The organism is Streptomyces sp. NBC_00669, assembly GCF_036226785.1.
Taxonomy (GTDB): Bacteria; Actinomycetota; Actinomycetes; order Streptomycetales; family Streptomycetaceae; genus Actinacidiphila.
In genome coordinates, this window is sequence record NZ_CP109018.1 from 7,477,501 (window position 1) to 7,502,661 (window position 25,161).

Sequence of the window (25,161 nt, forward strand, 5' to 3'; positions counted from 1 at the left end):
GCGGGGCTCAAGCGTACCGCCGAAGTCGTGTCATTCACGCAATATCCCCAACGGGAGTGTGGATGGGTAGGGGAGCGTCGTGTGCCGGGTGAAGCCGCCGCGTAAGCGAGTGGTGGATGGTTCACGAGTGAGAATGCAGGCATGAGTAGCGATACAAGAGTGGGAAACTCTTGCGCCGATTGACTAAGGGTTCCTGGGTCAAGCTGATCTGCCCAGGGTAAGTCGGGACCTAAGGCGAGGCCGACAGGCGTAGTCGATGGACAACCGGTTGATATTCCGGTACCCGCTTTGAAACGCCCAGTACTGAACCGAGCGATGCTAAGGCCGTGAAGCCACCTCTGATCTCTTCGGAGTGAGGGGGAGTGGTGGAGCCGCTGAACCGGACTTGTAGTAGGTAAGCGATGGGGTGACGCAGGAAGGTAGTCCAGCCCGGGCGGTGGTTGTCCCGGGGTAAGGGTGTAGGACGTGTGGTAGGTAAATCCGTCACACATTAAGTCTGAGACCTGATGCCGAGCCGATTGTGGTGAAGTGGATGATCCTATGCTGTCGAGAAAAGCCTCTAGCGAGTTTCATGGCGGCCCGTACCCTAAACCGACTCAGGTGGTCAGGTAGAGAATACCGAGGCGTTCGGGTGAACTATGGTTAAGGAACTCGGCAAAATGCCCCCGTAACTTCGGGAGAAGGGGGGCCACTTCCGGTGATCATCTTTACGGTGTGAGCTGGGGGTGGCCGCAGAGACCAGCGAGAAGCGACTGTTTACTAAAAACACAGGTCCGTGCGAAGCCGTAAGGCGATGTATACGGACTGACGCCTGCCCGGTGCTGGAACGTTAAGGGGACCGGTTAGTCACATTTCGGTGTGGCGAAGCTGAGAACTTAAGCGCCAGTAAACGGCGGTGGTAACTATAACCATCCTAAGGTAGCGAAATTCCTTGTCGGGTAAGTTCCGACCTGCACGAATGGCGTAACGACTTCTCGACTGTCTCAACCATAGGCCCGGTGAAATTGCACTACGAGTAAAGATGCTCGTTTCGCGCAGCAGGACGGAAAGACCCCGGGACCTTTACTATAGCTTGATATTGGTGTTCGGTTCGGCTTGTGTAGGATAGGTGGGAGACTTTGATATCGCGGCGCCAGCCGTGGTGGAGTCGTCGTTGAAATACCACTCTGGTCGTGCTGGATGTCTAACCTCGGTCCGTGATCCGGATCAGGGACAGTGTCTGGTGGGTAGTTTAACTGGGGCGGTTGCCTCCTAAAGGGTAACGGAGGCGCCCAAAGGTTCCCTCAGCCTGGTTGGCAATCAGGTGTTGAGTGTAAGTGCACAAGGGAGCTTGACTGTGAGACTGACGGGTCGAGCAGGTACGAAAGTAGGGACTAGTGATCCGGCGGTGGCTTGTGGAAGCGCCGTCGCTCAACGGATAAAAGGTACCCCGGGGATAACAGGCTGATCTTCCCCAAGAGTCCATATCGACGGGATGGTTTGGCACCTCGATGTCGGCTCGTCGCATCCTGGGGCTGGAGTCGGTCCCAAGGGTTGGGCTGTTCGCCCATTAAAGCGGTACGCGAGCTGGGTTTAGAACGTCGTGAGACAGTTCGGTCCCTATCCGCTGCGCGCGTTGGAGTCTTGAGAAGGGCTGTCCCTAGTACGAGAGGACCGGGACGGACGAACCTCTGGTGTGCCAGTTGTCCTGCCAAGGGCATGGCTGGTTGGCTACGTTCGGGAGGGATAACCGCTGAAAGCATCTAAGCGGGAAGCCTGCTTCGAGATGAGGGCTCCCACCCACTTGATGGGGTAAGGCTCCCAGTAGACGACTGGGTTGATAGGCCGGATGTGGAAGCCTCGTGAGGGGTGGAGCTGACCGGTACTAATAGGCCGAGGGCTTGTCCATGTATGCTCGCGTCCACTGTTTGGTTCCCGGGTTGCGAACAGTCGCATCCGGTGAACACTCAACTGAAAAGTGTGCTTGTTCGCTCGGACTCTGTCGAAATCCCGTGTATGCGGGATGACCCGATAGTGTTTCGGTGGTCATAGCGTTAGGGAAACGCCCGGTTACATTCCGAACCCGGAAGCTAAGCCTTTCAGCGCCGATGGTACTGCAGGGGGGACCCTGTGGGAGAGTAGGACACCGCCGAACAATCTTTCTGGACCCTTGGTCCTGGCCTGAGCGCTGGGACCAGGGGTCCTTTTTGTTGTGCTCGAAGCGCGTCCTCCCGGCCGCTACGGGAGACTTGAACTACAGCAGTACGATCCGACAGGAGTCACGTCGATGTCCAACTCGCCCGAAGACAGGCCCGAGCGCGGCGATCACCGCCGCGAGGATCGGCGTGACGACCGTCCCGGTGGCCCGCGTCGCGATGACCACCGTGGTGGCGCCGGCAACCGTCGCGACGACCGTTCCGACCGGCCGCGCTATGACCGTCCCCGTAACGACCGTCAGGGCGGTGGCGGCGGTTTCCGTCGCGATGACCGCCCGGGTGGCGGTGGCGGTTTCCGCAGGGACGACCGCCCGCGTGATGACCGTCCGCGTGGTCCGCGTCGTGATGACGACCGTGGCGGGTTCCGTCGTGACGACCGCCCCGGTGGTGGTGGCGGTGGCTTCCGTCGTGACGACCGTTCGGACCGGCCGCGCTTTGACCGTCCCCGTGATGACCGTCCCCGTGATGACCGCAGGGATGACCGTCCGCGTGGTCCGCGTCGTGATGACGACCGTGGCGGGTTCCGTCGTGACGACCGCCCCGGTGGTGGTGGCGGTGGCTTCCGTCGCGATGACCGTTCGGACCGGCCCCGCTATGACCGCCCGCGCGACGACCGTCCGGGTGGCGGTGGCGGTGGCTTCCGGCGTGATGACCGTCCTCGTGATGACCGCAGGGACGACCGTCCGCGTGGTCCGCGTCGTGACGACGATCGCGGTGGGTTCCGTCGTGACGACCGCCCCGGTGGTGGTGGCGGTGGCTTCCGTCGCGATGACCGTTCGGACCGGCCCCGCTATGACCGCCCGCGCGACGACCGTCCGGGTGGCGGTGGTGGCGGCTTCCGGCGTGATGACCGCAGGGACGACCGTCCGCGTGGTCCGCGTCGTGACGACGATCGCGGTGGGTTCCGTCGTGACGACCGCCCCGGTGGTGGTGGCGGCGGTGGCTTCCGCCGTGACGACCGTTCGGACCGGCCCCGCTACGACCGCCCGCGCGACGACCGTCCCCGCGACGACCGTCCTCGATACGACCGCCCCCGTGACGACCGCAGGGACGACCGTCCCGGCGGCGGGTTCCGTCGTGACGATCGCCCGCGTGATGACCGGCGTGACGACCGTCCGCGTGGGCCGCGTCGTGATGACGACCGCGGCAGCTTCCGCCGTGACGACCGCCCGCGTGATGACCGGCGCGACGACCGCAGGGACGACCGTCCGCGCGGCCCGCGGCGCGACGACGACCGCGGCCATGGCCGGCGTCCGGCGGTGCAGGGCCGGGGCAGGTTCGAGAGCCGCGGCGGCCGGGACGAGCGCAGGGACGACCGCGAGCCGGTCAGGCGGCTGCCGATTTCGGAGGAGGTCACCGGCCAGGAGATCGACCCGAGCGTGCGGCAGGAGCTGATGAGCCTGCCGAAGACGCTCGCGGAGGACGTGGCACGCAACCTGGTGATGGTCGCGCGGCTCCTCGACGAGGAGCCGGAGCAGGCGTACGCGTACTCACGTGTCGCGCTGCGGCTCGCCTCGCGCGTCGCGGCGGTCCGGGAGGCGGCCGGCTTCGCGTCGTACGCGACCGAGCGGTACTCGGAGGCGCTGGCGGAGTTCCGCACCACCCGGCGGATGACCGGCACGGTGGACCTGTGGCCGGTGATGGCCGACTGCGAGCGCGGGCTCGGGCGGCCCGAGCGCGCCCTGGAGATGGCGGGTGCGCCCGAGGTGCACAAGCTGGACAAGGCCGGGCAGGTCGAGATGCGGCTGGTCGCGGCCGGCGCCCGGCAGGACCTCGGCCAGGCCGAGGCCGCGGTGGTCACCCTCCAGAGCTCGGAGCTGGCGGCGAACGCCATCCACCCGTGGACGGCCCGGCTGCGTTACGCCTACGCCGACGCGCTGCTCGCGGTGGGCCGGGAGACCGAGGCCCGCGAGTGGTTCGCGAAGGCGGTGGAGGCCGACCACAACGGGACGACCGACGCCTCCGACCGGCTCGCCCAGCTCGACGGTGTCGCGTTCGTGGACGCTTTCGAGGGTGACGAGGACGACGACGAGGCCGGCCACGCGTCGGACGCGGGCACGGACGCCGCGACGGACGCGCCCGCCGGCGCCGACGTGGTGGTCGAGGTGATCGACGACGGCCTGACCGACGAGGTCGTGGTCGACGACGAGGACGCCCACGACGTGGACGACGTGGACGACGTGGACGACGTGGACGACGTGGACGACGAGGACGACGAGGACCGCGACGACGCGGACTCCTCGTCCGACGTGAAGGCCGATGCCAAGGCGGCCGGCATCTCGGAGGACACCGAGGACACGGAGGACGCCCAGGACACGGACGACGCCGAGGACAGCGCCGAGGACGTCAAGGACCCGGCGGGCGACGAGGACCAGGTGACCGGCGGCGACGCCGGATCGGCCGAGCCGTCGTCCTTCCTCGACTCCCCGTTCCGCGCCCCGGCGCACCCGGAGCGCGAGGACGACTGAACGTCCTTCACCATCCGGTGAGTTGAGGGCGGCATCCGCGACCACGCGGGTGCCGCCCTCGCCGTTTCGGAGGCGGCGGAATGGCGCCGGCCGGTCATCCCAGCTCGACGCTCCGCATCACCAGCCCGCTCGCCGGCTTCGGCCCGAAGGACGTGGACTTGCGGGGCATCATCACGCCCTGGCGGGCCAGGTCGAGCACGATGTGCTCGCGCACCGGGTGCATCAGCACGGCGGTGCCGCCGAGCTGCCCGGCGAGGCGGACCGCCGCCTCGGTGTCGTGGATGTAGCGGATGTGGTCGGGGGAGTCCGGCACCTGCCAGACGCGGTCGAGCAGCAGGCTGTGCAGCACGGTGGCGTCCAGCCGCCGCCACGGCTCCGGCCGGTCCTCCGGCACGGCCTCCCGCAGCAGCACGGGGTCGGGCCGGTCCAGCAGGTGGAAGGAGTCGTCGCCCGCCAGCACGAAGGCGTTGCCGCCGGCACCCGTACTGGTGCCCCTACCCGCGCTCCCGTCCGGAAGCGCCCCCTCCGCTTCCGCGCTCGCCTCCTCCAGCGCCTCCAGCGCCCCCGCCAGATCGCCGCCGGCCAGCCGCCGTACCCGGAAGACGTGGCGCGCGGCCGCGAGGGCGGCGGCGGACGGGAGTTCCGGCAGCACGCGGTGGATGGCGCGTACCCGCAGGGGGTAGCGGGTGGTGTCCACGAGCAGCACGAGGCCGTAGTCCCAGCCGGTGCCGGGCGGGTGGGCGGTCTGGAGCCGGCGGTAGGTGGCCCAGCGGTGGTGCCCGTCGGCGATGAGGGCCTGGCGGTCGGCGAGTTCGGCGTCGATCGCGGTGAGGTCGGCGGGATCGGTGAGCGCCCACAGCCGGTGCCGTACGCCGTCCTCGGTGGTGGTGGCGAGCAGGGGGTCCGCGGCGGTGGCGGTGCGCTCGACGACGCGGGCGGTGGCGGGGCCGTCCCGGTAGGCGAGCAGCAGGGGTTCGAGGTTGGCCGCGGTCGCGCGCATCAGGGCGGCGCGGTCGGCGACCGGTCCCGGCATGACGTCCTCGTGCGGCAGCACGGCCCCCTCCTCGGGACCGCTCAGCCGCAGGGCGCCGATCACCCCGCGCTGGAGGTGGTCGCCGTCGCGCTGCTCGTAGACGTAGAGGGCGGGGACCGGGTCGTGGGCGAGGACGCCCCGGTCGAGCCAGGCCGCCAGGGTGCGGGCGGCCTTGCGGTGGCGGGCGTCAGGGGTGGCGGCGTCCGGGAGGATCAGCCGGACCACGTTGTACGGGTCGGCGGTCTCCAAGTGGCGCTGTCCGTCGGGGCGTACCACGACGTCGTACGGTGGCGACGTGACGGCGGCGAGGCTGCCGACGTGCTCCCGTACGAAGCGCAGCCCGCGGAAGGGCGCCAGGTGAGGGCCCCGCGGGTGGTCCTGATCGGTCTCACTCATCCGCGCATGCTACGACGCCCTCGGGCATGGGGGATGATCGACGGGTAGTCCGCACTCGAAGGAGCGAGCCCCGCCATGACGTACCGCACCAGCCCGCACGGCAGCGAAGAGTCGCTGGACACCGCGTACGACACCGCGCTCCTCGACCTCGACGGTGTCGTCTACGCGGGTGGGGAGGCGATCGCGCACGCGGTGGAGTCGCTCGGCACGGCGCGTGAGCACGGCATGCACCTCGCCTATGTCACCAACAACGCCTCGCGCACGCCGGATACGGTCGCGGAGCACCTGACGCGGCTGGGGGTGCCGGCGGGCGCGGCCGACGTGATCACCTCGGCGCAGGCGGTGGCACGGCTGATCGCGGACCAGGTGCCGGCGGGTTCGAAGGTGCTCGCGGTGGGCGGCGAGGGGCTGATGACCGCGCTGCGGGAGCGCGGGCTGGTGCCGGTGGACTCCGCGGACGACGACCCGGTGGCCGCGGTGCAGGGGTACGGACCGGATCTGCGGTGGTCGCAGCTGGCGGAGATGGCGTACGCGGTCAACCGCGGGGTGCCGTGGTTCGCGTCGAACACCGACCGGACCATCCCGAGCGGGCGGGGGATCGCGCCGGGCAACGGCGCCGCGGTGGAGGCGGTGCGCTTCGCGACCGGCGGTGCCCCGCAGGCCGCGGGGAAGCCGCTGCCGCCGATGCACCGGGAGACGGTGCTGCGCACCGGCGCGAAGCGGCCGTTGGTGGTCGGGGACCGGCTGGACACGGACATCGAGGGCGCGTTCGCGGGCGGTGTCGACTCGCTGCTGGTGCTGACCGGGATCACCGACGCGGCGGCGCTGCTCGCGGCCCCGCCGAAGCACCGGCCCACGTATGTCGGCCGCGACCTGCGGGATCTGCTCGCGGCGCAGCCGGGAGTGGAGGTTTCCGGCGAGGGGGCCGCGGTGTGCGGCGGCTGGACCGCGTCGGTGTCGGGCGGCGGGCTCACGGTCGAGGGCGGGGGCGAGCCGCTCGACGGGCTGCGCGCGTTGTGCGGGGCGGCCTGGAGCAGCGCGGGCGAGGGGAGTTGCGAGCTCGACGCGGCGAAGGCGGTCGCGCGCCTGGGGTTGTAGACCGGGGGCGGGGCGGGGCGGGGCGGGAACGGGAGGAGCGGAGGCCGGGGGAGTCGGGGGAACGGGAACCGGGAGCTGTGGGGGAGCCCCGCGCATCCGGAGTATGACGCAGGTCACGTCGCGAAGTGGTGCGCGGTGTAGACCGGATCGGGCCCGACGAGCGTATGCCCGGTGAGACCGAGCAGACCGGGAGCGATCGTTGACCGTCGAGGAGTTCGAGGAGTTCTACGCGCAGACGGTCGGTCGGCTGACCGGCCAGTTGTACGTGATGCTCGGCGATCACCAAGAGGCGCAGGACGTCGTGCAGGAGGCGTTCGTCCGGGGCTGGAGCCGGCGGCGCCAACTGCGGTCCGACGCACGCCCGGAGGCATGGGTGCGTACGGTCGCGTGGCGGCTGGCGGTGAGCCGGTGGCGGGGCCGGCGGCGCACCGCCGACGCCTGGCACCGGACCGGGCCGCCCATGCCCGCGGAAGGGCCGGGCCCGGAACCGGTGGTGCTGGTGGAGGCGTTGCGCGAGCTGCCGCCGAAGCAGCGCCGCACGCTGACCCTGCACTACGTCTGCGATCTCAGCGTCGACCAGATCGCGGCCGAGACCGGGGTGTCGGTGAGCACCGTCAAGACGCACCTGGTCCGCGGCCGCTCGGCGCTCGCCCACCTCCTGCACGATCCGCGGAACGAGGAGGCTCCCGGTGCCTGAACACCACGACATGCACGGCGGCTTCGGCGACTTCGACGACGTCGGCGACTTCCCCGGTCCCGCCTTCGGCGCCGCCGGCCCCGGCCGGTCCCGGGAGCGGGACGGGGACGATCCGCTGCGCGGCCTGTTCAAGGCGGCCGCCGCGAGCGGTCAGGCCAGGACCCGGTCCGCGCCCCCGGCCGAGGTCCGGGCGCGCGGCGCGGCCCGGCGCAGACGGCGTACGGCGATGGCCGCGGCGGCCGCGTGCGTGGCGCTCGCGGGTACGGCCGCGGGGCTCGTCGCGACGCTGCCGCGCGGCGGCGATCCGGTGTCGCCCAGCGGTGTCACCAGCAGCCGCGGCACGCCCAGCGGCGACGGCAGATCCGGCACCGCGACCAGCAGCGCGTCGTCGACCGCGGAGGACCCGACCCGCAGTCCGGACCCGTCCGGCCTGACCGGCACCACCCCGCCGACGGGCGTCGGACCTCCGGCGTCCGCCACCTCGGCCGGCGGCCTGCCGACCTATCCGCGGACCACGGAGCCCGGAACGCAGGGCCCTGACCACCAGCCCTGACCTCATGAGCCCCGACGACACGTCCCGTGGACGGCAAGGCACGGCCGACGGCAAGCGCTGTGGACGGCAAGGGTCCTGAACTGGACGCCCTGCCCCCCGCGCGCCGACCACCGGCCGCCTTACCCCCGACACCCGCACCCGATCGCTGACTTCGCACCCTGATCCCGATATCCCGCACCGCCCCCGCCCGCGCGTCCCACCCGCCAGGGCGCGGTGCCGTACGTCCTGACGCAGCCCGGAAGGTCCGTTCATGACGCTCTCCTCCGCCCCGCCGGCCACCGAGGCGGCTCCGGCCGTACCCCGCGAACCCTCCGGCGCGCGGCGCCGACGCCCGTCCCCGGCACGGCGGTTCGCCGCCCGGCTGACGCCCGCCGACCGCGATGTGCTGTGGCTGTACGTCCTGACCCGGGCGGGGCTGTGGGTCACCGAGTACTGTGCCCGCTGGATCTTCCCGGCCGACACGGCCAGCCACCGCCCGGTGTCGGTCCTCGCGCCGTGGCAGCAGTGGGACTGGGCGTACTACCTGCACATCGCGCGGGACGGCTACTTCCCCGCGGGCGGGCCCGGCCCCGGCGAGCAGGGCTGGGACAACCGCGACGCGTTCTTCCCCGGCTTCCCGATGGTGCTGCGCGCGGTCCACACGGTGATCCGGGACTGGACCGCGGCGGGGCTGACCATCTCGTTCGTGGCGGGCGCGGTCGCGGTGCTGGCGCTCGGCCGAATAGCCGGGCGGGACCTGCCGGGCGCCGACGCGGGGCGCCGCACCGTACGGCTCTTCCTGCTGTCGCCGTGTGCGGTGTTCCTCGCGGCCGGCTACACCGAGGCGCTGTTCCTGGCGCTGGCGCTGCCCGCGTGGCTCGCGGCACGCCGGGCGGCCTGGGGCCAGGCGGCGGTGCTGACCTGCCTGGCCTGCGCGGTGCGGGTGAGCGGGCTCTTCCTGGCGGCGGCGCTCGCCGTCCAGTTCCTGGCCTCGGTGCGCCGCCCGCGCGACCTGCGCGCGCTGCCCTGGCTGGCGCTGCCCGCGCTGCCGCCGCTGCTGTACAGCGCCTACCTGAAGGGCCGCACCGGCGACTGGATGGCGTGGAAGGACGCGGAGGAGCGCGGCTGGGCCCGGGACTTCCACAGCCCCTGGACCGCGTGGCACCACACCTGGACCGCGGCGTTCGGGCACACCCAGAGCACCGGCTACGCGGCGATGTTCCAGGCCGAACTGCTCGCGATGCTGGCGGGTGTGGGCGTGCTGGTGTACCTGCTGTGGCGGCACCGCTGGGCCGAGGCGGTGTACATCGCGCTGAGCCTGTGGGCGCTGGGCACGTCGTACTGGTACATGTCGATCCCGCGGGCGGCGCTGCTGTGGTGGCCGCTGTGGACGTCGCTGTGCGCGGCGACCACGGTCCGGCCGCGGCTGCGCACCGCCTACTTCGCGGTGGCCGGGCCGCTGGCCACCGTCGTCGCGCTGGCCTTCTTCACCGGCCGCTGGGCCGGGTGAGGCGGCGCCGGCCCGTCCCGGGGCAGTGCCCGGGGCCCTGCCCCGCGCGCTATCCCGCGGCTCCCACCGCCGCCGGCTGCGCCTCGGCCGACTCCTCGTTCTCCGCCTCGGCGGTGGCTTCGTCCTCGCCCGCGGCGATCGCGGCGGTGAGCAGGTCGTCCTCGGTGCGGCCCTGGCGCCAGTAGCCGGTGAAGGAGACGGACTTGCGGTCCAGGCCGCGCTCGGCGACCAGGTGGCGGCGCAGCGCGCGGACGCAGCCGGACTCGCCGGCCAACCAGGCGTAGCGGACGGTTCCTTCGGGGACGCGGGCGGCGCGGACCGCGTCGAGCAGGGGAGCGGTGCGGTCGTGGCCGCCGCGGACCAGCCAGGTGATCTCGGCGTCGGCCTCGGTGGGCAGCGGGACGCGGTCGTCGGGGTGACCGACCTCCACGAAGGCGCGCACCGGCAGGCCGGCGGGGAGCGCGGCGAGGATGTTCGCGAGCGCGGGCAGCGCGGTCTCGTCGGCGGTGAGCAGCACCCAGCCGGTGCCGGCCGGCGGCTGGAACTCGACGCCGCCGTTGTCCTCGGCGACGGGCGCGAGGATCGAGACGCCGTCGCCGGGGCGGGCCCGCGCGGCCCAGCGGGAGGCGGGGCCGAGGTCGCCGTGCAGCGCGAAGTCGACGTCGACCTGCGGCGGGTCCTGCCGTACGCCGCTGATGGTGTAGGTGCGCATGATGCCGCGTACGGCCGGGTCGAGCGCGCGCCAGCGGCCGTACCAGTCGCTGTCGAGGACGTCGGGCAGGACGGGGGCCGGCTGGCCGGGGTGCGGCAGGAACAGCTTGAAGCGCTGGTCGTGGCCGCCGCTGACGACCCGGGCGAGGTCCGCGCCGCCGAGCACGACCCGCAGCAGGGTCGGCGAGAGCTGATGGGTGCGCACCACGCGCGGGTGGAAGAAGTCGTAGGTCAGGTCGGACATGGTGTCAGATCACCTTCTTCGCGGACGTGATGGCCTTGGTCAGGGCGTCGATCCGGTCGGCGCACTTGGCGTAGGAGAAGATCGGCTCGCTCGGCCAGCCGAGCACCTGGCCGGCCTTGACCGCGGGGAGTTGGGCCCAGGTGGGTTTGCTGGTGAGGTCCTTGGGCTGGAGGGTGGCCGTGCGGTTGTCGAGCATGATGACGTCCGACTTGTACTTGTCGGCGTTCTCCCAGCTCAGCGTCTCGAAGAAGCCGCCCTTGACCTTGTTCGGGACGATGAAGTCCACCCCGAGGCTCTTGTAGTAGCTCAGGTCGGCGGCGGAGGAGGGGGTGGAGACGTAGAAGGAGTCGGTGCTCGCGGAGCCGGCCAGCACCGTGACGCCCGGGTGCGCCTTGGCGGCGGCGCGCAGGTCCGCGGACGACTTCTCGAAGCGGGCCTTCTGGGCGGCGTTGGCGCCGGTGGTCATGTCCGCGCCGAGGGACCGGGCGAGTTCGGCGTAGCGCTGGAGCGGCGTGGTCAGCGGGACACCGGCGACGTTGATGCCGACGCTGGGTGCCAGGGAGAGGATCTGCTTGGAGCTGTCGTCGGGGACGTACCAGAGGGTGGGGGCCTCGTACATGTGGCTGATCAGCAGGCCGGGGCTGAGGGCGGCGTACTTCTCGATGTTGAACTCGCCCCAGGTGTTGCCGAGTACGGTGACCTTCTTGACGTCGATGCCGCCGGCCATCGGGTCGGCGGAGCCGTCCTTGAGGGTGGTGGGGCCGAAGACGCCGGTGCACTCGATGCCGTAGTCGTGCAGGGCGGCCGCGGAACCGATGTAGGCCACAAGGTTGCCCGGGACGTGGGCGGCCTTTACGGTCTTCTTGCGGTCGTCGGTGAAGCTCCACGGGCCCGAGGCGGACGTGGTCTCCTTGCCGTCCGATTTCGCGGAGCCGGAGGAGCCGGAGTCCGATGACCCACCGCACGCCGCCAGCAGCGCGCCGAGCCCGACCGATCCGCCCGCGGCGAGGACACCTCGGCGCGACAGTCCGGACGTTGTTGCGAAACGGGACGAATGCATGACGGCTACCGCTCTGCTCGAAGTGACCTGGCGAGGGTAGGCTAACCTAAGTTCCGTGCTGGTCGACCGTCACTCCCCGCCTCAGGCGGACACCGGACCCCCGTCCGCCCCGCCCCGCGGCAGCGTCTCCCGCGCCGACACGCGCCGGGCCGCCGGGCTGCTGCTGGCCCTGGGACTGCTCGTCCTCGTGGTGGTGGCGAGCGTCGCGATCGGCGCGCGGAACATCCCCGTCGACCAGGTGTGGCACGGCCTGTTCCACTACTCCGGCACCGACGACGACGTCGTGGTCCGCGAACTGCGGCTGCCGCGTACGGTTCTCGGCCTGATGGTCGGCGCGGCGCTCGGTGTGGCGGGGGCCGCCATGCAGGCGCTGACCCGCAACCCGCTCGCCGACCCCGGACTGCTCGGCGTCAACGCCGGCGCCGCCGCGGCCGTGGTCTCCGGGATCAGCTTCCTCGGCGTCACCTCGACCACCGGCTACGTCTGGTTCGCGCTGGCCGGCGCCGCCGTGGTCTCCGTGCTCGTCTACGCCATCGGCGGCAGCCGCTCCGCGACCCCGGTACGGCTCGCGCTCGCCGGCACCGCGATCACCGCGCTGCTCCAGGGCTGGACCACCGCGGTCGAACTCACCGACAAGGTCGCCCTGGACCGGATGCGCTTCTGGCAGGTCGGCTCGCTCGCCTCCGCGAACATGGCCACCGTCCGGGACATCGCGCCCTTCCTCGCGGTGGGCGCGGTGCTCGCCCTGGCCACCGCCCGCCCGCTGAACGCGGTCGCCCTCGGCGACGACACCGCGCGCGGGTTGGGCGCGAAACTCACCCGCACCCGCGTGATGGTGATGGCCGCGATCACCCTGCTGTGCGGCGCGGCCACCGCCGCGTGCGGCCCGATCGTCTTCGTCGGGCTGATGGTGCCGCACGTGGTGCGCGGCATCACCGGCCCCGACATGCGCTGGATACTCCCGTACGCCGCCGTGCTGTCGCCGGTGCTGCTGCTCGGCTCCGACGTCATCGGACGGGTCATCACCCGGCCCGCGGAACTCCAGGTCGGCATCGTCACCGCCGTCATCGGCGGTCCGGTCTTCATCGCGCTGGTCCGACGCCGAAGGATGGCCGAACTGTGAGCCAGACCGTACTGCGCCGTGGCGGCCGCTCCGTGCGTGTCGACCGGCGCTCGCTGCTGGTGTGCGCCGGCCTGGCCGTCATCGCGCTGGCCGTGTCGGTGGTGCTGATCGGCACCGGCGACTACCACATCGCCCCGCTCGACGTGCTGCGCAGCCTCACCGGCCACGGCAACCCGGGCCAGGACTTCATCGTCCGCCAACTGCGGCTGCCGCGGGTCGTGGTGGCGCTGCTGGTCGGCGCCAGCCTGGGCATGGCGGGCGCCGCCTTCCAGACCGTCTCCCGCAACCCGCTCGGCAGCCCCGACGTCATCGGCTTCGGCCAGGGCTCGGCGGCCGGCGCACTCGTCGTGATCGTGCTGTTCAAGGGCCCGTCGTACCAGGTGTCGATCGGCGCGGTGGTGGGCGGCCTGCTGACCGGGATCGCGGTCTACCTGCTGGCCTGGAAGCGCGGGGTGCACGGCTACCGGCTGGTGCTGGTCGGCATCGGCGCCTCCGCGGTGCTGTCGGCCGTCAACAGCTACCTGCTGGTCAAGGCGGACATCGTGGACGCGGCGCGGGCCGTGGTGTGGATCACCGGGTCGCTCGACGGCCGCAGCTGGTCCCAGGCGTGGCCGCTGCTCGGCGCGGCCGTCGTCCTGATGCCGATCCTGCTCGTCAGCGGACGCGCGCTGCGGATCACCGAGATGGGCGATGACGCGGCCAGCGCGCTGGGTGTACACGTCGAGCGGATCAGGCTCATCACCGTCCTGGTCGCCGTGCTGCTCACCGCCTCCGCGACCGCGGCGGCCGGCCCGATCGCGTTCGTCGCCCTCACCGCGCCCCAACTCGCCCGCCGCCTCACCCGTTCACCCGGTGTCGCGCTCGTCCCGTCCGCCCTCATGGGCGCGGCCCTGCTGGTCGCCGCCGACTGGGCCGCCCAGCGCGCCTTCGGTTCGGGCGAGGTGCCGGTCGGCGTGGCCACCGGGGTCCTCGGCGGCGGCTACCTGCTGTGGCTGCTGATCAGCGAACGAAGGGCGGGGCGGATATGAGCGCGGACGGTGCGGCGCGGGAGGGCGCGGCAGGGGACGGCACGGCGCGGGAGGGAGCGGCGGCAGACGACAGGGCTCGGAACCGCTCCGCGGCGGAGCGCGGCCAGGACCAGGCAACGGCACGACCAGGAAAGGGGTTCCGCCGGATGTTCCGCGGCACCGACAAGTCGACACGTACGACGGCGGAGGCGGCGGAGGCCGCCGAGGTGGCCGGCGCCCACGGAACGGTCGCCCCGGCCCCGGCCGGCGGCACCCGCCTCGCCGCCGAGGCCGTCACCCTCGGCTACGACCAGCGGATCATCGCCGAGGACCTCTCGGTCGCGATACCCGACCGCTCCTTCACCGTCATCGTCGGCCCGAACGCCTGCGGCAAGTCGACATTGCTGCGTGCCCTGTCGCGGCTGCTGAAGCCCGCCGAGGGGCGGGTGCTGCTCGACGGGCGGGCGATCGGCGCGCTCCCCGCGAAGGCGGTGGCCAGGACGCTCGGCCTGCTCCCGCAGAGTTCGGTCGCGCCCGACGGCATCACCGTCTCCGGGCTGGTCGCCCGCGGCCGCTACCCGCACCAGGGCCTGCTGCGGCAGTGGTCCGCCGAGGACGAGCGGATCGTCGACGAGTCGATGGCCGCCACCGGCGTCGCCGCCCTCGCCGATCGCTATGTCGACGAACTCTCCGGCGGCCAGCGGCAACGCGTCTGGATCGCGATGGCCCTCGCCCAGCAGACCCCGCTGCTGCTGCTCGACGAGCCGACCACCTTCCTCGACATCCAGCACCAGATCGACGTCCTCGACCTGTGCGCGGACCTGCACGAGCAGCGCGGCCGCACCCTCGTCGCCGTCCTGCACGACCTCAACCAGGCCGCCCGCTACGCCACCCACCTCATCGCCATGAAGGACGGCCGGATCGAGGCCCAGGGCCCGCCCGCCGAGATCATCACCACCGAACTGGTGGAACGCGTCTTCGGAGTACGGTGCCGGATCATCGACGACCCGGAGAGCGGTACGCCGCTGGTCGTGCCGGCGGCCCGGCGCGCACCGGGGAAGACTGACGCGGAACGGGATGACGCGGAACGGGCCGACACCGAACACGTCGACACGGAGCAGGACGGCGCCGCTACAGCAGCGAGCGCAGCCTCAGCACGTCCCGCAGGCTCGCCTGCACCCTGACCCGGCCGGAGCCCCACGCCTTCGCGAAGTTCAGCTCGCCGCCGACCAGCCGGACCAGGTCGTCGCCGGTCATCGCCAGCCGGATCTGCGCCTTCCGCTCCGGCGCGCCCGGCAGCGTGACCACGTCCTGGATGCTGCCGGCCGCCAGCCGGCCCACGAAAGTCACGTCCAGGTCGGTGATCCGGCAGCTCAGCGAGCGGTCCAGCGCGGTGGCGTCACGGACCGCGCCATTGGCCTTCGCGAGGTTCTCCGACAAGGTGTCGAGCGCGCTGCGGCACTCCTCGATGGTGGCCATCGGCTGCGGTGTCTCCCGGTGGTGCGATACGTCCGGATGACGGTACCGCAGGGCCCGTGATCGGGGCACGGCCACGGAAAGAGGTAGCGTCGTCACCGCATGCATCAGCGTGCGGCGGCATGCGCCGACGGCGAGGCGAGGAGTGTGAGCGATGCGGGACGCACTGCGTACCTGTCTGCAGATCGCGGGCGGCCTGACAGAGGCCACCCGGCGCCGTGCGGTGGAGGCGGCCAAGGAGATGTTCGACCAGGCGGGGATCGACCCCGCGGCCCTTCAGGAGCGGATCGGTGCGGCGATCCCCCCGGAGGTGCAGACCCTCGCGGACGAGCTGATCGCCTCCGGCCGGGCCAACCGCGACCTGCTGCTCGGCATCGTCAGGGAAGAGGTCGACAAGACGATGGGCCGGGTCAGCCGGCTCGCCGACGAGGTCACCAAGGTCGGCGTCGTGCTGGAGACGCTGGAACGCCGGATCAGGAACCTGGAGACACCGCAGCCCGACGACGGGACGGCGCCCGGGTCCCAGGCCGCCGGCGGGTCCACGGGCCGGGCGGCCACCGCCAAGGAGCGGGCGCAGCGCACCGCCCCCACCCGCCCGACCACTCCGAAGCCGCCGGCCGGCCCGGCGTCGACGCCCCCGGTCGAGCACGTGCGGGTCGAGCCCGAGCCGGTGCAGCCCGCCAAGTCCGCGGCGGCGCCCGGGAGGCCGGGCGGCACCGCGCGGAAGTCGGTGGCCAACCCGCGCAGGACCGCGGCGACGGACCGGCCGGCGACCCCGCGCAGGGCCCCGGCCAAGAAGGCCGCGACCGCGCCGAAGACGACAGCCGCGAAGAAGACCACCACGGCCGGGAAGACGGCGGCCAAGAAGCTGGCCGGCGTGAAGAAGACCGCCTCCGCGAAGAGGACCACCGCCAAGAAGGCCCCCGCGAAGACGACTTCCACGACTTCCACGGCTTCCACTGCTTCGACGTCATCGACCCCTTCGACAGCCGCGCCGAACCCGCCCGCCGGGACGGCACCGGCGACGACCGCCGCGAAGAAGACCACGACGGCGAAGAAGACCACCACGGCGAAGAAGACCCCCGCCAAGAAGGCGGCCCCGGCGTCCGCGAAGAAGACGACGGCCGCGAAGAAGACCACCCCCGCGAAGAAGTCGGCCACCGCGACCAAGGCCGCCGGCACCAAGAAGTCGGCCACCAGGTCGGCCACCAAGAAGACCACCACCGCGAAGAAGGCGCCGGCCAAGAAGATCACCCCGGCCGCGAAGCCCACCCCGGCGCCCGCTCCGACGCAGGCGCCCGAGTCCGAGTCCACCCGGCCCGGCGGTGGCGATGAGTGAGAGCTACGATCTGCCCGGCGTGACCCCCGAGCCGCGACCCGCGACGGACCCGGACCCAACGCCCCCCGACGCACCCGGAACCGCCGCCGAGCAGCCGCCCACCGTGGCCGAAGCCGAGCGGCGCGCCGAGCCGTTGGGGGTGACGGTCGACGCGACGGGGAATGCTGAGGTGGACGCCGCGGTTGAGCGGCTGCGGGACGCGGACGCGCTCCCCACGGACGCGCACATCGAGGTCTACGAAGATGTGCACGCCGGACTGCGGAACGCGCTGACCGCGCTGGACGAGAACAGGGGCTGAACCGTACGTGGCACGACGCCGACTCGACGCCGAGCTGGTGCGCCGGAATCTCGCGCGCTCCCGTGAGCACGCAAGCCAGTTGATCGCCGCCGGCCGGGTGACCGTGGCCGGGGCAACCGCGACCAAGTCGGCCACGCAGGTGGAGACCAGCGTGGCCCTGGTCGTGGCCAAGAACGACGACGAACCCGACTACGTCTCGCGCGGCGGCCACAAACTGGCCGGCGCGCTCGCCGCGTTCACCCCGCGCGGCCTGGTCGTGGCCGGCCGCCGCGCCCTGGACGCGGGCGCCTCCACCGGCGGGTTCACCGACGTCCTGCTGCGCGCGGGCGCCGCCGAGGTGGTCGCCGTGGACGTCGGCTACGGCCAGCTCGCCTGGTCGCTGCAGAGCGACGACCGCGTCATCGTCAAGGACCGCACCAACGTGCGGGAGCTGACGCTGGAGGCGATCGACGGCCGGCCGGCCGAACTGGTCGTCGGCGACCTGTCGTTCATCCCGCTCGGCCTGGTGCTGCCCGCGCTGGTGGGCTGCGCCGCGCCCGACGCGGACCTGGTGCTGATGGTGAAGCCGCAGTTCGAGGTGGGCCGGGAACGGCTGGGCAGCGGCGGAGTGGTCCGCAGCACCGGACTGCGGGCCGAGAGCGTACGGAAGGTGGCCGAACAGGCCGCCGCCCTCGGGCTGGGCGCGCTCGGCGTCACCGCCAGCCCGCTTCCCGGTCCGTCCGGGAACGTGGAGTACTTTCTGTGGCTGCGCTCCGGCGCCCCCGCGCTGGACCCGGCCGAAGTCGACCGTGCTGTGGCGGAGGGGCCCCGATGACCGAGCTGTCCAAGCTGTCCACGTCACCTGATGCGGCGGGGTCACCTGACGAGGCGGGCGGGACCGCGATCCGTACCGTGTTCCTGCTCACCCACACCGGCCGCGAGTCGGCGATCCGCAGTGCCGAGCGGGTGGTGCACGGGCTGATGCGCTGCGGCATCGGGGTGCGGCTGCTGGAGGACGAGGCCGCGGACTTGCCGCTGCCGGCCGCCGTCGAACTGGTCGGCGAGATCGGGCCGGGGTCCGTACAGGGCTGCGAGCTGATCATCGTGCTGGGCGGCGACGGCACTCTGCTGCGCGGCGCGGAGTTCGCCCGCGCCTCCGGGGTGCCGATGCTCGGCGTCAACCTCGGCCGGGTCGGCTTCCTCGCCGAGGCCGAGCGGGACGACCTCGACAAGGTGGTGGACCGGGTCGTCACCAAGGAGTACGAGGTCGAGGAGCGGATGACCCTCGACGTGCTGGTCCGCAACGACGGCCGGGTCGTGCACACCGACTGGGCGCTCAACGAGGCGTCCGTGGAGAAGGCGTCGCGCGAACGCGTGCTGGAGGTCGTCACCGAGGTCGACGGCCGTCCCGTCTCCGGGTTCGGCGGCGACGGCGTGGTCTGCGCCACCCCGACCGGCTCCACCGCCTACGCGTTCTCCGCCGGCGGGCCCGTGGTCTGGCCGGAGGTCGAGGCGCTGCTCATGGTGCCGATCAGCGCGCACGCGCTCTTCGCCCGGCCGCTGGTGACCTCGCCGCGGTCCGTGCTCGCGGTCGAGGTGCAGCCGCAGTCCCAGCAGGGCGTGCTGTGGTGCGACGGGCGGCGGAGCGTCCAGCTCCTGCCGGGCGCCCGGGTGGAAGTGCGGCGCGGCGCCGTCCCGGTACGGCTGGCGAGGCTGCACCACGCGTCCTTCACGGACCGTCTGGTCGCCAAGTTCGCGCTCCCCGTCTCCGGCTGGCGCGGGGTCGCGGCGCCCTGACCCCCAGGGCCGCGGGGCAGCGAGGCAGAGCCGGCGGGAGCACCCCCCGCCGGTCACTCGCCCGCCGTTCTTCCGCCGCCAGGTCCGGGGAACTCACGCGAACGGGTACCCCGGGCGGTCCCACGGCCAGCCGAAACCTCGTATGGTCGTATCCGTGTTGGAGGAAATGCGGATTCGGTCGCTCGGAGTCATCGAGGATGCCGTGGTGGAGCTGTCCCCCGGCTTCACCGCGGTGACCGGTGAGACCGGCGCGGGCAAGACCATGGTCGTCACCAGTCTGGGGCTGCTGCTCGGCGGCCGCGCCGACCCCGCGCTGGTGCGGATCGGCGCCAAGCACGCGGTGGTCGAGGGCCGGATCGGCCTCGACCCGGGGGCGCCGGCCGCGGTGCGCGCCGTGGAGGCGGGCGCCGAGCTGGACGACGGCGCCCTGCTGATCAGCCGTACCGTTTCGGCCGAGGGGCGCTCTCGCGCGCACGTCGGCGGCCGGGGCGTGCCGGTCGGGCTGCTCGGTGAACTCGCCGACGAGCTCGTCGCGGTGCACGGCCAGACCGACCAGCAGGGCCTGCTGCGCCCGGCGCGGCAGCGCGAGGCCCTGGACCGGTACGCGGGCGACGCCGTCGCCGGGCCGCTGGTGAAGTACGGCTCCGCGTACCGCCGGCTGCGGGACGTGGCCGAGCAGCTCGACGAACTGACCACCCGCGCCCGGGAACGCGCCCAGGAGGCGGACCTGCTCCGCTTCGGCGTCGAGGAGATCTCCGCGGCCGAGCCGCTGCCGGGCGAGGACGTCGAACTCGCCGCCGAGGCCGAACGCCTCGGCCACGCCGAGGCGCTCGCCTCCGCGGCCACCCTCGCGCACGCGGGCCTCGCCGGGAACCCGGAGGACCCCGAGGGCGTCGACGCGGGCACCGTGATCGCGGCTGCCCAGCGCGCGCTGGACGCGGTCAGCGCCCATGACCCGGTCCTGGCCGACCTCGCGGTGCGGCTCGGCGAGATCGGCATCCTCGCCGGCGACGTCGCGGGCGAACTCGCCGGATACGCCGACAACCTGGACGCCGACCCGCTGCGGCTGGCCGCCGTCGAGGAGCGCCGCTCCGTCCTCGCGCACCTCGTCCGCAAGTACGGCACCGACGCCGCCGACGCGGGGGAGGGCGGCGGCATCGACGCGGTGCTCGCCTGGGGCGAGCGCAGCGCCACCCGGCTCACCGAACTCGAAGGCGACGACGAGCGGATCGCCGAGCTGACCGCGGAACGCGACGGGCTGCGCACCGAACTCGGCGACCTCGCCCAGCACCTCACCGACGCCCGTACCGAGGCGGCCGAACGGTTCGCCGTCGCCGTCACCGCGGAACTCGCCGAACTCGCCATGCCGCACGCCCGCGTGACCGTCGCGATCCGGCAGACCGAGGCGGCCGACCCGGCGACCGGGATCGAGGTCGGCGGCCGCGCGGTCGTGCACGGCCCCACCGGCGCCGACGAGGTCGAGCTCCAACTCGCCCCGCACCCCGGCTCTCCGGCGCGGCCCATCGCCAAGGGCGCCTCCGGCGGTGAGCTGTCCCGGGTGATGCTCGCGGTGGAAGTGGTCTTCGCCGGGTCCGACCCGGTGCCCACGTACCTGTTCGACGAGGTCGACGCCGGGGTCGGCGGCAAGGCGGCGGTCGAGGTCGGCCGGCGGCTCGCCCGGCTGGCGCGCACTGCCCAGGTCGTCGTGGTCACCCACCTTCCGCAGGTCGCGGCCTTCGCCGACCGGCAGTTGCTGGTCGAGAAGACCAACGACGGGTCCGTCACCCGCAGCGGTGTCTCCGTGCTCGAAGGGGAGGACCGCGTGCGCGAGCTGTCCCGCATGCTCGCGGGGCTGGAGGACTCGGAGCTGGGCCGCGCCCACGCCGAGGAACTCCTCGCCGCGGCCAAGGCGTCCCGCTGAACGCGTCCTCCGGGCCGTCCCGTCCGGTCGGGTCCGGGGCCACCTGACGATGGCCGGCTGCCCGGGGGCACGACCCGGCCCGGGGACGCGACCGCAACCAACTACGGCGAGGAGCCGGACACGGTGAACCCGAGAAGCGGACACCTCTCGGTGGGGGCCGCGGCTGCCGCGGCGACCCGCGCGGCCTACCGCCAACTGCGCCGCAGGCCACCCGTCGAGGCACGCATGTGGCAGCGCACGAACCACGCCGGCCGCGGTGTGGAGCTGTACGGCGGGCTCGCGGCGGCAGCGGGAGCCGCGACCGCGATGGCCGCGGCCCGCGGGGTGAGCGCGCGGGCCCGGATCGCCGCGGTCGGCGCCGCGCTCGCGGCCGGCGCCTGCGGGGCGTACGACGACCAGAAGGGCGTGCCGGGCGAGCGTGGCTTCGCGGCGCACCTCGGCGCCCTGCGGGAACGGCGGCTGACCTCCGGCGGCGTGAAGCTGCTCGGCATCGGCGCGGCGGGCCTGGCGGCGGGCGTGCTGCTCAAGGCCAGGCCGCTCGACCAGATGCTGGCCGGCGTCGTCATCGCGGGCAGCGCCCACGCGGTGAACCTCGCGGACGTGGCGCCCGGCCGCGCCGCCAAGGCCGTGATCACCGCCGGGCTGCCGAACCTGCTGCGGCGTGGCCCGGGCGCGGTGCTCGCCTCCGCACCGCTCGGCGCGGCCGCCGCGGTGCTCGGCGACGACCTGCACGAGCGGACGATGCTCGGTGACGCGGGCGCGCACGCGCTGGGCGCGGCACTCGGCGCGGCGCTCGCCCTCGCCGACGGCCGTACCGCGCTGGTCACCCACGCGGCGGTGGTGGTCGCGCTGGCCGCGGTGGGCGACCGGGTCGGCGCGGGCGAACGGTTCTGGAAGGCCCCCGTGGTGCGGCGGTTCGACGCCTGGGGCCGTACGGCACACCCGTATGGGTGATCCCGGCCGGGGGTGGGCGGCAAGGATGCCCTCCGCGGCGGTCAGGCCAGGGCCACGGCCTGGCATCCTGGACCGGGCGCCCGTATCCGCGTCCGCCGCAGCAGCGTCCGCCGAGTCAGGAGCCCCGCCCGCGTGAGCAGCAGCCCGCACCCCGTTCAGGGGCAGCTCAACGCCGTGCACGTGCTGAGCACGGCGGTGGGCGCGCACGTCCGCTCGCTGGCGGCCGGACTCGTCGCGCGCGGGGTGGACGTCACCGTCTGCGGTCCGGCCGGCATCGACGCCGAGTACGGCTTCACGGCGGCCGGTGCGCGGTTCTCCCCGATCGAACTCGGTCGCTCCGCGGCCGCCGACGCCCCCGCGGTCGCGGCGCTGCGGTCCGCCTGCGCCGGCGCGAGCGTGGTCCACGCGCACGGCCTGCGGGCCGGGTTGCTCGCCGCCCTCGCGCTCGGCGGTCGCCGGGTGCCGCTGGTGGTGACCTGGCACGGCGGGGAGGCACCCGCCCGGGGCCGGGCCGGGATGATGGCGCGCTGGCTGGAACGCCGGGCGGTACGCGCGGCCACCGTGGTGCTCGGGGTCTCCTCCGACCTGGTCGACCGGGCCCGCGGCCACGGCGCCCACGACGTGCGGCTGGCGCCCGCGGCCGTACCGAGACCGCCGGCCCGCCCGCCGCTGCCGCCCGCCGACGGGGAGCGCAGGAAGCAGCGGGTCCGGGCCGAGTTCGGTGCCGAGGAGCGGCCGCTGCTGCTGGCGGTGGGCCGCCTCGAACCCTCCAAGGGGTACGACTTCCTGCTGACGGCGGCCGCGCACTGGGCCGACTCCGAACTGCGGCCGCTGCTGGTGATCGCGGGGGAGGGGCAGGAACGGGCGGCGCTGGAACACCGCATCGACGCCGAGAAGTTGCCGGCGGTGCTGCTCGGGCGGCGCGACGACGTCCCCGAACTGCTCTCCGCCGCCGACCTCGTGGTGCTGCCCAGCCGCTGGGAGGGCCGCCCCCTGATCGCGCAGGAGGCGTTGTACGCCGGCGTCCCCCTGGTCGCCACCGCGGTCGGCGGCACCCCCGAACTCGTCGGCGACGCGGCCCTGCTCGTCCCCTACGGCGACCCGTACGTCTTCGCCCGCGCGGTCACCGATCTCCTCGCCGACCAGGACCGGCGCACCGCCCTCGCGATCGCCGGCCGCGCCCAGGCGGCCACCTGGCCCACCGAGGACGACACCGTGGCCCAAGTCCTCAGCGTCTACGACGAGCTGACGGGCCCCTGAACCCGCCGGGGTGACCCCTTACGCCTGGAAGGCGCCGCAGGCGGTGAGGCGGAGGGCGGTGTCGATGAGGGGCACGTGGCTGAACGCCTGCGGGAAGTTCCCGACCTGGCGCTGGCGGCGCGGGTCCCACTCCTCCGCGAGCAACCCGAGGTCGTTGCGGAGCGCGAGCAGCTTCTCGAAGAGGCGGCGGGCCTCCTGCACGCGGCCGATCATCGCGAGGTCGTCGGCGAGCCAGAACGAGCAGGCGAGGAAGGCCCCTTCGTCGCCGGGCAGCCCGTCGAGGTTCTCGTCGCCGCTGGCGTCACTGCGCGAGGTCGGGTAGCGCAGCACGAACCCGTCCTCCGTGGACAGCTCCCGCTGGATCGCCTCGATGGTGCCGATCACCCGCTTGTCGTCCGGGGGAAGGAAGCCCATCTGCGGGATGAGCAGCAGCGAGGCGTCCAGCTCGCGCGAGCCGTAGGACTGGGTGAAGGTGTTGCGTTCCCGGTCGTAGCCCTTCTCGCACACGTCGTAGTGGATCTCGTCCCGCAGTTCCTTCAGCTCTTCCAGCGGGCCGTCGATCTCGCCGGACTCGATGAGCTTGACGGTGCGGTCGACGGCCACCCAGGCCATCACCTTGGAGTGCACGAAGTGGCGGCGCGGGCCGCGCACCTCCCAGATGCCCTCGTCGGGCTCCATCCAGTGCTTCTCCAGGTAGCGGATCAGCCTGAGCTGGAGCACGCTCGCGTAGTCGTTGCGGGCCAGGCCGGTCATGTGGCCCAGGTGCAGCGCCTCGGTGACCTCGCCGTAGACGTCGAGCTGGAGCTGGTGGGCGGCGCCGTTGCCGACCCGCACCGGGGAGGAGCCCTCGTATCCGGGCAGCCAGTGCAGCATGTTCTCGCCCAGCTCACGCTCGCCGGCGATGCCGTACATGATCTGGAGGTTCTCCGGGTCGCCGGCCACCGCGCGCAGCAGCCACTCGCGCCAGGCGCGGGCCTCGTCGCGGTAGCCGGTGCGCAGCAGCGAGGACAGCGTGATCGCGGCGTCCCGCAGCCACGTGAAGCGGTAGTCCCAGTTGCGCACCCCGCCGATGTCCTCCGGCAGGGAGGTGGTGGGCGCGGCGACGATCCCACCGGTCGGCCCGTAGGTGAGGGCCTTGAGCGTGATCAGGGAGCGGATCACGGCCTCCCGGTAGGGGCCGGTGTAGGTGCACTGCTCCACCCACTCCCGCCAGAAGTCCTCGGTCGCGGCGAGCGAGCCGAGCGGGTCGGGCAAAGAGGGCTGCGGCTTGTGCGACGGCTCCCAGCTGATGGTGAAGCAGACCCGGTCACCGGGCGAGACGGTGAAGTCGCTGTACGTGGTCAGGTCTTCACCGTAGGTCTCGACATCGGTGTCCAGCCACACCGAGTCGGGGCCGGCCACCGCGACCGTGCGGTCCCCGACCTGCTGCACCCACGGCACGATCTGGCCGTAGGAGAAGCGCATCCGCAGGGAGGAGCGCATCGGCACCCGGCCGCTGACGCCCTCCACTATCCGGATCACCTGCGGCGCGCCGTCGCGCGGCGGCATGAAGTCGGTCACCCGGACCGTGCCGGTGCGGGTGTCCCACTCCGACTCCAGGACCAGCGACTCGCCGCGGTAATGGCGGCGTGTCGCGTCCGGCGTCTTCGCGCCCTCGGCGACGGCCGGGCCGATCCGCCAGAAGCCGTGCTGGTCGGTGCCGAGCAGGCCGGCGAAGACCGCCGGCGAGTCGAACCGCGGCAGGCACAGCCAATCGACGGTGCCGTCCCTGCAGACCAGTGCGGCGGTCTGCATGTCACCGATGAGTGCGTAGTCCTCGATACGCCCGGCCACGTGAAACTCCAGTCGAACACGGCGCCGCCCCCGCTGGGACGGTCTTGCGGTATGGGGGCAATTCCTACGGCAAATCAGCTCTGGAACTGTGGACGAGCTAGTGATCCGGAGAGGGGCGGGGATGGTGCCGTGCCGGTCGCTCGCGCAATGCGTTCGAGCAGAATACGTCCTCACAGCGAGCGGTGCGCGCCTCTCCCTGATCTTCACTCCGCCGGTCGGGTGGACACGCG

Annotated in this window: 20 protein-coding genes, 2 rRNA genes and 1 pseudogene (1 of these 23 only partly in view); 17 read left to right on the forward strand and 6 right to left on the reverse strand. The window is 72.7% G+C overall.

Annotation, left to right across the window (positions count from 1 at the left end; translation table 11 throughout):
• Positions 1–1,888, forward strand: a 23S ribosomal RNA gene (locus tag OG896_RS31530) (it extends 1,237 nt beyond the left edge of the window).
• Between the two features lie 129 nt (positions 1,889–2,017).
• Positions 2,018–2,134, forward strand: a 5S ribosomal RNA gene (gene rrf, locus OG896_RS31535).
• A gap of 99 nt (positions 2,135–2,233) precedes the next feature.
• Here rrf and OG896_RS31540 read toward each other — a convergent pair.
• Positions 2,234–3,439 carry a hypothetical protein gene (locus OG896_RS31540; RefSeq protein WP_329370770.1) on the reverse strand — a complete coding sequence of 402 codons (1,206 nt, stop codon included), beginning with the start codon at positions 3,437–3,439 and terminating at the stop codon, positions 2,234–2,236.
• 150 nt (positions 3,440–3,589) lie between these two features.
• Here OG896_RS31540 and OG896_RS31545 point away from each other — a divergent pair.
• Positions 3,590–4,444: pseudogene (locus tag OG896_RS31545) on the forward strand (hypothetical protein); the annotation flags it as partial.
• 313 nt (positions 4,445–4,757) lie between these two features.
• Here OG896_RS31545 and OG896_RS31550 read toward each other — a convergent pair.
• Entirely contained in the window at positions 4,758–6,092 is a 1,335-nt protein-coding gene (locus OG896_RS31550) for a DUF1015 domain-containing protein (RefSeq protein WP_329370772.1), read from the reverse strand.
• A 75-nt stretch (positions 6,093–6,167) separates the two neighbouring features.
• Here OG896_RS31550 and OG896_RS31555 point away from each other — a divergent pair, with 75 nt between their 5' ends.
• The 4 genes from OG896_RS31555 to OG896_RS31570 all read left to right on the forward strand — a co-directional run bounded on the left by OG896_RS31555 (position 6,168) and on the right by OG896_RS31570 (position 9,929).
• Positions 6,168–7,190: an HAD-IIA family hydrolase gene (locus tag OG896_RS31555; protein WP_329370774.1), complete on the forward strand. Its 1,023-nt coding sequence runs from the start codon at positions 6,168–6,170 to the stop codon at positions 7,188–7,190.
• A gap of 199 nt (positions 7,191–7,389) precedes the next feature.
• The gene (locus OG896_RS31560; protein ID WP_329370776.1) at positions 7,390–7,887 is read left to right on the forward strand and encodes a SigE family RNA polymerase sigma factor; all 498 of its coding nucleotides are present in this window, start codon (positions 7,390–7,392) and stop codon (positions 7,885–7,887) included.
• The gene (locus OG896_RS31565; RefSeq protein WP_329370778.1) at positions 7,880–8,440 is read left to right on the forward strand and encodes a hypothetical protein; all 561 of its coding nucleotides are present in this window, start codon (positions 7,880–7,882) and stop codon (positions 8,438–8,440) included. Before OG896_RS31560 ends, OG896_RS31565 begins: the two co-directional genes overlap by 8 nt.
• Positions 8,441–8,690: 250 nt before the next feature.
• Positions 8,691–9,929, forward strand: a complete 1,239-nt coding sequence (locus tag OG896_RS31570; protein WP_329370780.1) for a mannosyltransferase family protein — start codon at positions 8,691–8,693, stop codon at positions 9,927–9,929.
• 49 nt (positions 9,930–9,978) lie between these two features.
• On the opposite strand, the gene OG896_RS31575 is transcribed toward OG896_RS31570, so the two are convergent.
• Positions 9,979–10,884 carry a siderophore-interacting protein gene (locus OG896_RS31575; RefSeq protein WP_329370782.1) on the reverse strand — a complete coding sequence of 302 codons (906 nt, stop codon included), beginning with the start codon at positions 10,882–10,884 and terminating at the stop codon, positions 9,979–9,981.
• 4 nt (positions 10,885–10,888) lie between these two features.
• Positions 10,889–11,944 carry an ABC transporter substrate-binding protein gene (locus OG896_RS31580; protein WP_329370784.1) on the reverse strand — a complete coding sequence of 352 codons (1,056 nt, stop codon included), beginning with the start codon at positions 11,942–11,944 and terminating at the stop codon, positions 10,889–10,891.
• A gap of 55 nt (positions 11,945–11,999) precedes the next feature.
• Between OG896_RS31580 and OG896_RS31585 the strand changes: the two genes are divergently transcribed.
• The 3 genes from OG896_RS31585 (at position 12,000) to OG896_RS31595 (ending at position 15,258) form a co-directional block, all read left to right on the forward strand.
• Complete coding sequence (locus OG896_RS31585) at positions 12,000–13,067, forward strand: FecCD family ABC transporter permease (RefSeq protein ID WP_329370786.1); 1,068 nt, start codon at positions 12,000–12,002, stop codon at positions 13,065–13,067.
• Positions 13,064–14,095: a FecCD family ABC transporter permease gene (locus OG896_RS31590; RefSeq protein ID WP_329370788.1), complete on the forward strand. Its 1,032-nt coding sequence runs from the start codon at positions 13,064–13,066 to the stop codon at positions 14,093–14,095. The genes OG896_RS31585 and OG896_RS31590 overlap by 4 nt, the downstream gene beginning before the upstream one ends.
• Before the next feature lie 146 nt (positions 14,096–14,241).
• Complete coding sequence (locus tag OG896_RS31595) at positions 14,242–15,258, forward strand: ABC transporter ATP-binding protein (RefSeq protein ID WP_329370790.1); 1,017 nt, start codon at positions 14,242–14,244, stop codon at positions 15,256–15,258.
• Here the strand turns inward: OG896_RS31595 and OG896_RS31600 are convergent.
• The gene (locus tag OG896_RS31600) at positions 15,206–15,553 is read right to left on the reverse strand and encodes an SCP2 sterol-binding domain-containing protein (protein WP_329370792.1); all 348 of its coding nucleotides are present in this window, start codon (positions 15,551–15,553) and stop codon (positions 15,206–15,208) included. The two genes, OG896_RS31595 and OG896_RS31600, sit on opposite strands and share 53 nt — an antisense overlap.
• A gap of 151 nt (positions 15,554–15,704) precedes the next feature.
• Here OG896_RS31600 and OG896_RS31605 point away from each other — a divergent pair, with 151 nt between their 5' ends.
• The 7 genes from OG896_RS31605 to OG896_RS31635 all read left to right on the forward strand — a co-directional run bounded on the left by OG896_RS31605 (position 15,705) and on the right by OG896_RS31635 (position 23,098).
• Positions 15,705–16,889, forward strand: coding sequence for a hypothetical protein (locus tag OG896_RS31605; RefSeq protein ID WP_329370794.1), 1,185 nt, complete (start codon positions 15,705–15,707; stop codon positions 16,887–16,889).
• Positions 16,882–17,187: a hypothetical protein gene (locus OG896_RS31610; protein ID WP_329370796.1), complete on the forward strand. Its 306-nt coding sequence runs from the start codon at positions 16,882–16,884 to the stop codon at positions 17,185–17,187. Before OG896_RS31605 ends, OG896_RS31610 begins: the two co-directional genes overlap by 8 nt.
• Positions 17,188–17,194: 7 nt before the next feature.
• Positions 17,195–18,001 carry a TlyA family RNA methyltransferase gene (locus OG896_RS31615; RefSeq protein WP_329370798.1) on the forward strand — a complete coding sequence of 269 codons (807 nt, stop codon included), beginning with the start codon at positions 17,195–17,197 and terminating at the stop codon, positions 17,999–18,001.
• 77 nt (positions 18,002–18,078) lie between these two features.
• Positions 18,079–18,963, forward strand: a complete 885-nt coding sequence (locus OG896_RS31620) for an NAD kinase (protein WP_329374393.1) — start codon at positions 18,079–18,081, stop codon at positions 18,961–18,963.
• Between the two features lie 142 nt (positions 18,964–19,105).
• Positions 19,106–20,884 carry a DNA repair protein RecN gene (gene recN / locus OG896_RS31625; RefSeq protein ID WP_329370800.1) on the forward strand — a complete coding sequence of 593 codons (1,779 nt, stop codon included), beginning with the start codon at positions 19,106–19,108 and terminating at the stop codon, positions 20,882–20,884.
• Positions 20,885–21,007: 123 nt separating this feature from the next.
• On the forward strand, positions 21,008–21,838 hold the full coding sequence (locus OG896_RS31630; protein WP_328462505.1) for a hypothetical protein: 831 nt from the start codon (positions 21,008–21,010) through the stop codon (positions 21,836–21,838).
• A gap of 132 nt (positions 21,839–21,970) precedes the next feature.
• A complete protein-coding gene (locus OG896_RS31635) occupies positions 21,971–23,098 on the forward strand; it encodes a glycosyltransferase family 4 protein (protein ID WP_402449448.1) in 1,128 nt (375 codons plus the stop codon).
• Positions 23,099–23,116: 18 nt separating this feature from the next.
• On the opposite strand, the gene OG896_RS31640 is transcribed toward OG896_RS31635, so the two are convergent.
• Complete coding sequence (locus OG896_RS31640; RefSeq protein WP_329374395.1) at positions 23,117–24,943, reverse strand: glycoside hydrolase family 15 protein; 1,827 nt, start codon at positions 24,941–24,943, stop codon at positions 23,117–23,119.
• Between the last annotated feature and the right edge of the window lie 218 nt (positions 24,944–25,161).